Genomic DNA, 11024 nt, shown 5'->3' with positions numbered 1-11024 from the left:
GCCGGTGCTATGAATCCGCTCACTCCGGCCGCCCCTTGACCCTTGGAACACAGAGGCGAGTGGGGGAAGTTGGGAAAGGAGCGGCCCATCCGGCTGCACCGCGCACCGCTCCCGGAGTACCCTTCCTTGATCGTTGGGACGGGGAGTGCTCGGGGGAGCGGAAGGCGGTGCACGGGTGGGCTCGGGAGGCCTGGAGCTGCCCCCTGGTGACGAGGGTCACGAGGGGCGCTCCGCAGACGTCCCGCCCGGCGCGGTGTCCCTGGCCCGGCCCATGGACGCCGGTGCCATCGGGCCGGAGCTGGACTGGGACGCCGACGCCTGGCGCGAGGTGCGCACCCGCGCCCAGCGCGCCGGCCGGGCCTACATCTGGCTGAACCTCGTCGAACAGCGGCTGCGCGCCGTCGTCGCCGCCGTGCTGCGGCCCGTCTACGAGCCCGTCCACGGCGACGACTGGGTGGTCGCCGCCGCCGGACCGGCCGGACAGGAGTGGGTGCAGCGCGCGGTCGCCGTCCGCGAGGTCAGCCGCCGCAAGGGCTATCTGCTCGACCCGGCCGACGACAACGTGATCAGCTTCCTCACCCTGCCCCAGCTGCGCGAGCTGATGGTGCAGCACTGGCCCTGCTTCGAGCCCTATCTCGACGAGCGCCGTGACGTCGAACTCGCCCTGGACGAGCTGGAGGTGACCCGGAACGTCGTCTCCCGCAACCGGGCGCTGTCCGAGGCGGTGCTGAGCCAGGCCGAACGCGCCTCGGCCCGGCTGCTGGAGATGCTCGGCACCGGCGGCGACGTGCCCTCCGCCCGGCGGCTGCCGGTGGACGCGGTGGAGGACCTGGTCGGCGACCGCTACGCGGACGTGGTCGCCGTGCACCCGGACCGGGTGCGGCTGCTGCGCCAGTTCCCGGCCGAGGACATCTTCGGCGGCGCCCGCCGCCTGGACGCCATCGGCATCGGCCTCACCCTGCTCGTGCAGAACTTCTCCGGCCGCCGCCTGGTGCGCCTGGCCGAGTCCGGCTGCCGGGTGCGGCTGCTGTTCCTCAACCCCGCCTCCAGCGCGGTCAAGCGGCGCGAGCGCGAACTCGGGCTCAAGCGGGGCGAGCTGAGCCGCTCGGTGGAGATGAACATCCTGCACATGCGCCGGGTGCGTGCCCGGCTGCGCGACCCGGGCGCCTTCGAGATCCAGGTCTACGACGAGACACCGCGCGTCACGGCCTACCTGGTGGACGGCGACGGCTCCGACGGCGTCGGGGTCGTCCAGTCCTATCTGCGGCGCAGCCGGGGCATGGAGGCGCCGGTGTTCGTGCTGCGCAACGGCACCAAGGTGGTCAGGTCCGACCAGGTCGACGAGGGCGGGCTGTTCGCCGCCTATCGCGAGGAATTCGAGACGATGTGGGTGGATTCGCGGCCGGTGTCCTGAAATGCCTTCAGGGAGCGGGCGGCGGAAAGCGGAACGCGGTCCTCTGATTGTCAGTGGCCCATGCGAAGGTGAAGACCACTGGGGGAGAGCACCACGAGAAGGGGGGCCGCCATGGGCTGGCACCGGGAGCTGCTGATCGGCTTCGACCTGGAGACGACCGGGACGGATCCGCGGGAGGCGCGCATCGTCACGGCGGCCGTGATCGAGGTCAGGGAGGGAGAGCCGGTCGGGCACCGGGAATGGCTGGCCGACCCGGGCGTCGAGATCCCTCCGGACGCGGTCGCGGTGCACGGGATCAGCAACGAGCGGGCCGCCGCCGAGGGCAGCCCGGCCGACCGGGTGGCCGACGCCGTCGCGGACGTCCTGGCCGGCTACTGGAAGGCGGGCACACCGGTCGTGGCGTACAACGCGGCCTTCGACCTGACGCTGCTCTCCGCCGAGCTGCGACGCCACGGCCTGCCCTCGCTCAGCGACCGCCTGGGCGGCGCGGCACCGGGCCCGGTCATCGACCCGTACACCATAGACCGCCAGGTCGACCGCTACCGCCGCGGCAAGCGCACCCTGGAGGCGGTCTGCTCCGAGTACGGCATCGTGCTCGACGCCGCCCACGACGCCTCCGCCGACGCGCTCGCCGCGGCCCGGCTGGCCGGGGCGATAGCCGGGCGGCACGCCAAGGTCGCGGCCCTCGGCCCGGCGGAACTGCACCGCCGTCAGATCGAGTGGTACGCCGCCTGGGCGGCCGACTTCCAGGCCTTCCTGCGCCGCAAGGGAGACGCGGCGGCGGTGGTCGACGGGACATGGCCCCTGCGGCAGCCGGCGGGCGAACCGGTCTGACCCCGAGGGCGGGACATCCGCCTGGGGCGGGCGGCGGTCAGAAGGGGTACCAGCGGACGGTCTCGTCGCCGTCCCTGAGGGACGCCACCCGGCGTTCGAACTCGGCCAGGGCCTTGGGGTTGCCCGGGGCGTGCTGCGCGACCCAGGCGCAGCTCGCCGTCTCCCGGGCGCCGCGCAGCACCGAGCAGCCCTCCCACTCGCGTACGTCCCAGCCGTAGGCCGCCGTGAAGGAGTCGTACGCCCCGGCGGGCAGCCCGTAGCGGTCCCGGGACAGGGCCATGACCACCAGGTCGTGCTCGCGCAGATCGGCGGAGAAGGTCTCCAGGTCGACCAGGACCGGTCCGTCGGGGCCGATGTGCACATTGCGCGGCAGCGCGTCACCGTGGATCGGGCCCGGCTGCAGATGCGGGGTGAGCGCGGCGGCGGCCGAGGCGAAACCGTCCCGGCGCCGGCGCAGATACGCCGCGTCCGCCGGGTCGATCGCGTCGCCCGCGAGCCGCAGCCAGCGCTCCACCCCGCCCAGCAGCTCGCGGGGCGGCAGAGCGAACTCCGGGGCGGGCAGTGCGTGGACGGTGCGCAGGAGTTCCGCCAGGTCCCGTGGTTCGGCGGGCCGCACGGGGTCGGGGAGCCGGTGCCACACGGTCACCGGGTGCCCGTCCACCAGCAGCGGCTCCGGCTCGGCCGCGCGCACCGCGGGGACACCGGCCTCGGCGAGCCACACCGCGATCCGCAGCTCCCGCCGCGCCCGGTCCAGCAGCTCGGCGTCCCGGCCCACCTTGACGACGAGATCACCGGCGGCGAACACCGCGTTCTCCCCCAGCGCGAGCAGCCGCGCCCCACCGGCCGGCCCCGGCAGCACCCCCGCCCCGGCCAGTACATCCCGCGCCCGCGCCTCGTCCATGTCGTCCGCCTCCGTTGTCGGTGTTCTTCGTTCGTACTCGTGGTCCGCACGGGTGCCCCGGGCCCGGGCCCGGGCTCTGCGCCGGTGGCCCGGGCCCGTGCCCCTGCGTGTGGCCCGCGTCCGTGGCTCGTGCCCGTCCTCCGCGCTCGTGCCGGTGCGCGTGGCCCGTGCCGGTGGTCCGCACGAGGTGCCGTGTGCGCGGGTCCGGCCCGTGCCACGGGTTCGTGCTCCGCGAGCATGGCGCATGCCCGTGGTTCCCGCTCGGGGTCCGCGCCCGTGGCCCGCACCCGTGCCGGTGCTCCGTGCCCGGACTCCGCGCCCGTGGCCGTGAGCGTGAACCGCTCCGGTGGCCCGGACCGCGTTCCGCGGAGCGTGGTCCGGATCCGTGGCCCGTGCGCGGGGACCGTGCCCGGCGTTCCGCGTCGGTGTCCGCCGTCCGCGCGCGCCGGTGGAGGGCCGGACGGCCAGTGTCGCATCCGTCCAGGTGGGGGCCGTGGGGGCATATTGCTTTGCACGAGACGTCTCGTCTCGTTTAAGGTCGCGGGCATGACCAGTCGCGCGCACATCGCCATGTTCTCCATCGCCGCCCACGGGCATGTGAACCCCAGCCTGGAGGTGATCCGCGAGCTTGTCGCGCGCGGACACCGGGTCACGTACGCGATTCCGCCCGTGTTCGCGGACAAGGTCGCCGAGACCGGGGCGGAGGTGAAGCCGTGGCACTCCACGCTGCCCTCGCCCGACGACGACCCGTCGGCCTGGGGGAGCACGCTGCTGGACCACGTCGAGCCGTTCCTGAACGACGCCGTCCAGGCTCTGCCCCAGCTCATCGAGGCCTACGCCGGGGACGAGCCGGACCTCGTCCTGCACGACATCACCTCCTACCCGGCCCGCGTCCTCGCCCACCGCTGGGGCGTGCCCGCCGTCTCCCTCTCGCCGAACCTCGTCGCCTGGGAGGGCTACGAGGAGGAGGTCGCCGAACCGATGTGGGCGGAGCCCCGCCGGACCGAGCGGGGCCGGGCCTACTACGCCCGCTTCGAGGCCTGGCTCGCCGAGAACGGGATCACCCAGCACCCGGATCCCTTCGCGGGCCGCCCCGCCCGCTCGCTCGTCCTGATCCCGAGGGCGTTGCAGCCCCACGCCGACCGGGTCGACGAGGCCGTGCACACCTTCGTGGGCGCCTGCCAGGGCGACCGCGCGACGCAGGGCGACTGGCAGCGGCCCGCCGGTGCCGAGAAGGTGGCGCTCGTCTCGCTCGGCTCGACCTTCACCAAGCAGCCGGCCTTCTACCGGGAGTGCGTCAAGGCCTTCGGCGAGCTGCCGGGCTGGCACCTGGTGCTCCAGATCGGCAAGCAGGTCGACCCGGCGGAGCTGGGTGCCGTACCGGCGAACGTCGACGTGCGGTCCTGGGTGCCGCAGTTGGCGGTCCTGCGTGAGGCCGACCTGTTCGTCACGCACGCCGGGGCCGGCGGCAGCCAGGAGGGGCTGGCGACGGCCACCCCGATGATCGCCGTGCCGCAGGCCGTCGACCAGTTCGGCAACGCGGACATCCTCCAGGGCCTCGGCGTCGCCCGCCACCTCCCCATGGAGGAGGCGACCGCCGAGACCCTGCGCGCCGCCGCCCTCGCCCTCGTCGACGACCCCGAGGTGGCCCGCCGCCTCGAGGAGATCCAGGCCGACATGGCGAAGGAGGGCGGAACGCGCCGGGCCGCCGACCTGATCGAGGCCGAACTGCGGGCCGCGCGGGCGTGAGTGGGACATGAGTGGGGCATGACCGAGGCCCGTTGGTTCCCCCATGGAAACCAACGGGCCCTCCGGCCTGCTGGACGGATCAGACCCTCAGCCGCTCACCCTGCTCCGGCACCGAGGAGGCGACCACGACCTCCGGCGTCTCGTCGTGGGTGAGGTCCGGCATCCGGTGCAGCCACTTCGGCAGGTACCAGTTGCGCTCGCCCAGCAGCGCCATCACGGCCGGCAGCAGCACACCGCGGATGAGCGTCGCGTCGATGAGCACCGCGGCCGCCAGGCCCACGCCCATCTGCTTCATGGACTGCATGGACAGCGTCCCGAAGATCGCGAACACGGCGACCATGATGACGGCGGCGCTGGTGACCACGCCCGCCGTGGTGACCACGCCGTGCTGGATGGCGTCCTTCGTGGTCCGGCCGCGCAGCCGCGCCTCGCGGATCCGGGAGACCACGAACACGTGGTAGTCCATCGACAGCCCGAACAGGATCACGAAGAGGAACAGCGGCAGCCAGGTCACGATCGCGCCGACGCCCTCCGCGCCCACCAGCGAGGCGCCCCAGCCGTGCTGGAAGACGGCGACGAGGATGCCGTAGGCCGCGCCCACCGACAGCAGGTTCAGCAGGATCGAGGTGATCGCGACGGTCAGCGAGCGGAACGACAGCAGCATCAGCAGGAAGGCGAAGACCACCACGAAGGCGAAGACCGGGACGACCGACCCGATGAGCTGGTCGTTGAAGTCGTGCGAGCCGGCGACCTGACCGGTGATCGGCGCCTGCACGCCCTCGACCGTGCCGAGCGTGGCCGGCCGCACCTGGTCGCGCAGCTTCTCCAGGCTCTTGCCGGCCTTGTCGAAGTCGGAGCCGCCGACCAGCGGCACGGAGACGAAGGCGATGTTCCTGTCCTCGTACAGCTTGACGTCCACCGGGCCGCGCGAGGCGCCCGAGCTGACGGCCTGCTCCTTGAACCTCGCCAGCGCGGACCGGACCTCCGGGGCCTTGATGTCCTTCGCCTTGACGACCACCTGGGCCGGCTCGGAGCCGCCGGGGAAGGCGTCGTTGACACGGTTGTACGTCTGCACGATGGGCAGCGAGTTCCCGAACTCCTGGTCCAGCGTGAGCTGGGAGGTCTTCATGCCGAGCGCCGGAGCCGCCACGGCGAGCAGCGCGCCCACCGCCACGACCACCGAGACCACGGGCTTGGCGAGCACGCCCCGCAGCACGGCCGTCCAGAACCGGCTCTCCCCGCCACCGCCGCGACGGCGCCGCTTCAGGAAGGGGATGCGCCCCTTCTCCACCCGCTCGCCCAGCAGCGAAAGGAGCGCCGGCAGTACGGTGACGGACCCGACCATGGCGACCGCCACCACCATCAGCGAGGCCAGGCCCATCGCCTCGAACTCGGCGAGCCCGGTGAAGAGCATGCCCGCCATCGCCACGCACACCGTGACACCGGAGACGACGATCGCCCGGCCGCTGGTCGCTGCGGCGATGCGCAGCGCCGTACCGGGGTCGCGCCCGGCGTCGCGCTCCTCGCGCTCCCGGCGCAGATAGAACAGGCAGTAGTCGACGCCGACCGCCATGCCGACCAGCAGCATCACGGAGTTGGCGGTGTCGCTCATCGGCTGAAGATGGCTGACGATGCCCATCAGTCCCATCGTCGCCATGATCGCGGTGATGGCCAGCGCCACCGGCAGCAGCGCGGCCACCAGCGCGCCGAAGGCGATCAGCAGAATGCCCAGGGCGACCGGCACGGCGGAGTACTCGGCCTGCTTGAAGTCGTCCCCGAAGGCGTCGGAGTACTGCTTGTTCATGCTGGCGCCGCCGATCTCCTCGATCCGCAGCGAGGAGTGGTCCTTCTGGACGCCCTCGACGGCCTTCAGCACCGGCTCGACCCTGTCGCCCGCGGTCTCCGCGTCGCCGCGCATGTCGAACTGCACCAGCGCGCTGCGGCCGTCCCGGGAGATGGTCTTCGTGTCGTACGGCGAGGTCACGTCGGTGACCCGGCCGGTGGCGCCGACGGCCTTCACCACATCGGCGACGGCGGCCCGGAAGGCGGCGTCGGTGGCCTTGGTCGTGCCGTCCTTCGCCTGGACCAGGACGCTCTCGCTCGCCGGTTCCTTGATCCCCGCGTCCTCGATGATCTTCGCGGCGGTGTGCGTCTCGCCCTTGAGCTGGTCGCTGTCCTTGACGTCCATCCGGCCCGCCGCCGACCCCAGCCCCATCGCCAGGACGACGAACAGCACCCATACGCCGACCGCCGCCCATCGGTGCCGGGCGGACCAGCCGCCGGCCCGCGCGGCGAGGCCCCGCACCCGTGTCTCTCGGTTCCCCATGACGGGCTTGCCCCCTCCAGGCCCTCTCGCTCAGGCCCTCGTACGTGGCGGCGACCCCCTGCCGCCACCTTCCGCAACGACGGTATGGGCCGCATAAGCGCAGCTCGTCGTGCTGACCGGTGAAGTGGGACGGCCGCCGCTCCTCCCCTCGTATCCCGGCCTCTCCGCACTGGGGAGGACAGCGGCCCCCTACAACTACCCGCCCTTCTCGGGGACGGTGATCAGGGTGACCGCTCTAAGGTGGGCGGATGACGATGTACGCGGCGCTGTTGCGCGGGATCAACGTGGGCGGCAACCGGAAGCTGCCGATGGCCGAGCTGCGCGCCCTCATACAGGAACTCGGCCACGGCGAGGTCCGCACCTACCTCCAGAGCGGCCAGGCCGTCTTCGCCGCCGGCCACGGCGACGAGGAGTCCCTGGCGGCGGAGCTGGTCGCCGCGATCGAGAAGCGGTTCGGCTTCACGGTGGACGTGATCGTGCGCGACCACGCCTATCTGCGGGCCGTCGCCGGCGCCTGCCCCTTCCCGGCCGACGAACTCCAGGCAAGACAGCTGCACGTGACCTACTTCTCCGCCCCCGTGGACGACGCCCGCTACGCCGAACTCGACCGGGCGGCCTATCTGCCGGAGGAGTTCCGGCTCGGCGACCGCGCCCTGTACCTGTACGCGCCGGACGGCCTCGGCCGCTCCAAGCTCGCCGAGCACCTGTCCAGACGCTCGCTGAACAAGGGCCTGATCGCCACGACCCGGAACTGGAACACGGTCGTCAAGCTCGTGGAGATGACCGCGGAGTGAGGCGGCGGCCGGGCGGCCGCGTGGTGCGGGTCGGGCCAGGGCGATCTGCCCCGGCTTCGCCCCGTGCGCGGCGGCGATCTCGCCCTGGTTCCCGCTGTGCCAGGCGCTGTCGCCGGTACGCACCACCCCGGCCTTGGTGGCGATCACTCGCAGCAGCCTGTGGGAGGCTCCTCCCATGCGCTACATCATCATCGGGGCAGGGGCGGTCGGCGGAGCGGTCGGGGGACGGCTGGCGCAGAGCGGGCGCGAGGTGGTGCTCGTCGCGCGCGGGGCGCACCTCGCGGCACTGCGCGCGGGCGGGCTGCGGCTCAGGGTGCCCGAGGGCGAGCTGACGTACCGGCTGCCCGCCGTGGACGGTCCGGACGCGCTCGGCGAGCTGCGCGCCGACGACGTGCTGGTCCTGGCCGTCAAGACCCAGGACACCGAGGCGGCACTGGCGGCCTGGGGCCCGGCGCCGGTGGCGGGCGGCGGCACCGCCGCCGAGCGGCTGCCACTGCTGTGCGCGCAGAACGGCGTGGAGGGGCAGCGGCTCGCGCTGCGCCGCTTCCGGCACGTGTACGGCGTCTGCGTCTGGCTGCCCTCCGCCCACGTCGAACCCGGCGTCGTCTCCGCCGCCGGGACCCCGCTCACCGGCATGCTGCACCTGGGCCAGTATCCGTACGGCACCGACGACACCCTCCGCCGGATCGCCGCCGACCTGGAGCGGGCGCACTTCGGGGCGCCCGTCGTGCCGGACGTGTCCCGCTGGCAGTACGCCAAGTTGCTCGGCAACCTCGCCAACGCGATCGAGGCGGTCAGCGGCCCCCCGGAGAGCGAGCAGGCCCGTGCACTCTACGACCGTGTGCGCGCCGAGGGCGAGGCCGTGCTCGCCGTCGCGGGCATCGCGTACGCGAGCCCCGAGGAGCAGAAGGAGGCCCGCGGCGACAGGATCACCCTCGTGCCGCTGCCCGGCGCCCAGCGGGGCGGCGGTTCCTCGTGGCAGTCCCTCACGCGCGGCACCGGCACCATCGAGGCCGACCACCTCAACGGCGAGATCGTCCTCCTGGGCCGGCTGCACGGCGTGCCCACACCGGTGAACGAACTCCTTCAGCGCCTGGCCAACACCTTCGCCCGCGAGCGCCGGACCGCGGGCTCGCTGCCGGTGGCCGAGCTGGTCCGGCTGGCGGACGAAGTGGACCAGGAAAGCGGTCGCTGATTGGACCGTGATGATGCGCCAATCAGGCCCTAGGGTCGGCAGCATGAGCGACTCCCGTCAGGACACCGCCCCGCCCACCCGGGTCGACTGCTACTTCGACCCCGCCTGCCCCTTCGCCTGGATCACCTCACGGTGGCTGCTGGAGGTCGAGCGCGAGCGCCCGCTCGACCTCCGGTTCCACGTCATGAGCCTGTACCTGCACAACATCGGCAACGAACTGCCCGACTGGTACCGGGAGCTGGTCGACAAGTCGATCGGCCCGGTGCGCGTCGCCGTGGCCGCCGCCGAGCGGCTCGGCGGCGAGAAGGTGCTGCGCGACCTCTACACCGCCTTCGGCACCCGGATCCACGAGCGCGAGGAGACGGACTTCGACGCGGTGGTCACCGAGTCCCTCGCCGAACTCGGGCTCCCCGCCGAGCTGGCCGAGGCCGCGCACGACCCGTCCTACGACGCCGCCGTCCGCCGCAGCCACGAGACCGGCGCCGAACCCGACTCGGGCCGCTATGTGGGGACGCCCACCGTTCACGTCGACGGGACGGTGTGGTTCGGCCCCGTCCTGCGGGCGATCCCGCGCGGCGCCGAGGCGGCCCGGCTCTTCGACGCCTTCCGCGTGCTGGCGGGCCACCCCGACCTCTTCGAGCTCAAGCGCACCCGCACGGGATCGCTCCGCTTCGACTAGCGCCTGTCCGGCGGATCACGGTGCAGGTGAGCGGCGGCGCGGATCGGCCCGGGTGAGCGGGGGCCGGTGCGCCCAGATGCAAGGCGGAGGAGGGCGGCGACGCGATGGGGGTGTCCCCGCGCGAGCTCGTTCGAGCGTGGGGGAGCCGGCAACCGACGACAACGCCGCTGCCGGCCCCGCGTCTGCGCCATGATCCGCCGGACAGGCCGGCTGGACCGTGTCCGACGCCGCCCCGGCCGGCTCAGGCGCCGACGGCCGTGATCGCCGGCTGCCGGGCGGCGTCGTACCGCTCCAGCAGCACCCGCGCCACCTCCGGCGCCGGGCCGAGCACATCGGCGAGGACGTCCGCACCGGCCGCGCCGCGCGCGATGCGGTCCGGGAGGAAGCCGGGAGCCAGCACGTACGGTGCGACCGCGACCCTCGCGCAGCCCAGTTCCCGCAGTTCGCGCACCGCGTCCTCGGTGCGCGGAAGGGATGCGGAGGCGAACGCAGGCCGCACGGCGCACCAACCGGTGTGCCGCCACTCCCGCGCGATTTCTGCGATCACTGCGATCGCCTCCGGGTCGGAGGACCCCGCCGAGGCCAGCACGACCCCGGTCGAGGACTTGTCGGCGGGGGACAGCCCCGCCTCGTACAGCCGGCGCTCCAGGGCCGCCGTCAGCAGCGGCGAGGGGCCGAGGACGTCGGCCTGCCGGATCCGCAGCCGGGCCGGAGCCTGGCGCAGGACCGACGGGATGTCCGCCTTGGCGTGGAAGGCGCGGGTCAGCAGCAGCGGCAGCGCCACCACGTCCCGCACTCCCTCGGCGGCGAGGGACTCCAGCACGCCGTGCACGGACGGCACGTTGAAGTCCAGGAAGCCGGTCTCCACCCGAAGCTCCGGGCGCATGGCCCGCACCCGGCGCACCAGGGCGTGCACGGTCGCGGCATGGCGTGGGTCGCGGCTGCCGTGAGCGATGACCAGGAGAACGGGCTGGGGGAACATGGGCGATCAGCTCTTCACGAAGAGGCCGCGGCTGCGCAGGACCCACCGCTCCAGCGGGCTGAAGATGAGCAGGTCGATGGCGATGCCGACGAACAGGATCAGGATGATGGCCTGGAAGACCATGGCCATGGAGCTGGCGTTGCGGCCGTT

At 73.2% G+C, this 11024-nt stretch carries 8 protein-coding genes and 2 pseudogenes; 6 read left to right on the top strand and 4 right to left on the bottom strand.

Features of this window, described 5'->3' with window-relative positions:
* Positions 1-175: 175 nt before the first annotated feature.
* Together ABZ484_RS26800 and ABZ484_RS26795 are read left to right on the top strand one after the other, a co-directional pair.
* Positions 176-1414, top strand: coding sequence for an SAV2148 family HEPN domain-containing protein (locus ABZ484_RS26800; RefSeq protein WP_358868480.1), 1239 nt, complete (start codon positions 176-178; stop codon positions 1412-1414).
* A gap of 111 nt (positions 1415-1525) precedes the next feature.
* The gene (locus tag ABZ484_RS26795; protein ID WP_358868479.1) at positions 1526-2248 is read left to right on the top strand and encodes a 3'-5' exonuclease; all 723 of its coding nucleotides are present in this window, start codon (positions 1526-1528) and stop codon (positions 2246-2248) included.
* Positions 2249-2285: 37 nt separating this feature from the next.
* Here the strand turns inward: ABZ484_RS26795 and ABZ484_RS26790 are convergent, their stop codons facing one another.
* Complete coding sequence (locus ABZ484_RS26790) at positions 2286-3149, bottom strand: aminoglycoside phosphotransferase family protein (RefSeq protein WP_358868478.1); 864 nt, start codon at positions 3147-3149, stop codon at positions 2286-2288.
* 503 nt (positions 3150-3652) lie between these two features.
* Here ABZ484_RS26790 and mgt point away from each other — a divergent pair.
* Positions 3653-4898: pseudogene (gene mgt / locus ABZ484_RS26785) on the top strand (macrolide-inactivating glycosyltransferase).
* Positions 4899-4977: 79 nt separating this feature from the next.
* Here the strand turns inward: mgt and ABZ484_RS26780 are convergent.
* Positions 4978-7224, bottom strand: a complete 2247-nt coding sequence (locus ABZ484_RS26780) for an MMPL family transporter (protein WP_358868477.1) — start codon at positions 7222-7224, stop codon at positions 4978-4980.
* Between the two features lie 248 nt (positions 7225-7472).
* Here ABZ484_RS26780 and ABZ484_RS26775 point away from each other — a divergent pair, with 248 nt between their 5' ends.
* The 3 genes from ABZ484_RS26775 to ABZ484_RS26765 all read left to right on the top strand — a co-directional run bounded on the left by ABZ484_RS26775 (position 7473) and on the right by ABZ484_RS26765 (position 9892).
* Positions 7473-8018 (top strand): DUF1697 domain-containing protein, encoded by a 546-nt coding sequence (locus tag ABZ484_RS26775; protein WP_358868476.1) that lies wholly within the window; start codon positions 7473-7475, stop codon positions 8016-8018.
* A 175-nt stretch (positions 8019-8193) separates the two neighbouring features.
* Positions 8194-9213: a 2-dehydropantoate 2-reductase N-terminal domain-containing protein gene (locus ABZ484_RS26770; protein ID WP_358868475.1), complete on the top strand. Its 1020-nt coding sequence runs from the start codon at positions 8194-8196 to the stop codon at positions 9211-9213.
* A gap of 43 nt (positions 9214-9256) precedes the next feature.
* Positions 9257-9892, top strand: coding sequence for a DsbA family protein (locus ABZ484_RS26765; RefSeq protein ID WP_358868474.1), 636 nt, complete (start codon positions 9257-9259; stop codon positions 9890-9892).
* A gap of 241 nt (positions 9893-10133) precedes the next feature.
* On the opposite strand, the gene ABZ484_RS26760 is transcribed toward ABZ484_RS26765, so the two are convergent.
* Together ABZ484_RS26760 and ABZ484_RS26755 are read right to left on the bottom strand one after the other, a co-directional pair.
* Entirely contained in the window at positions 10134-10874 is a 741-nt protein-coding gene (locus ABZ484_RS26760) for a sirohydrochlorin chelatase (protein WP_358868473.1), read from the bottom strand.
* Positions 10875-10880: 6 nt separating this feature from the next.
* Positions 10881-11024 (bottom strand): annotated as a pseudogene (locus ABZ484_RS26755) (ABC transporter permease); the annotation flags it as partial.

This window comes from Streptomyces sp. NPDC006393 (assembly GCF_040628575.1).
Lineage (GTDB): Bacteria > Actinomycetota > Actinomycetes > Streptomycetales > Streptomycetaceae > Streptomyces.
The sequence above is the reverse complement of the archived record's forward strand: the minus strand, read 5'-3'. Positions and strand labels throughout refer to the sequence as shown.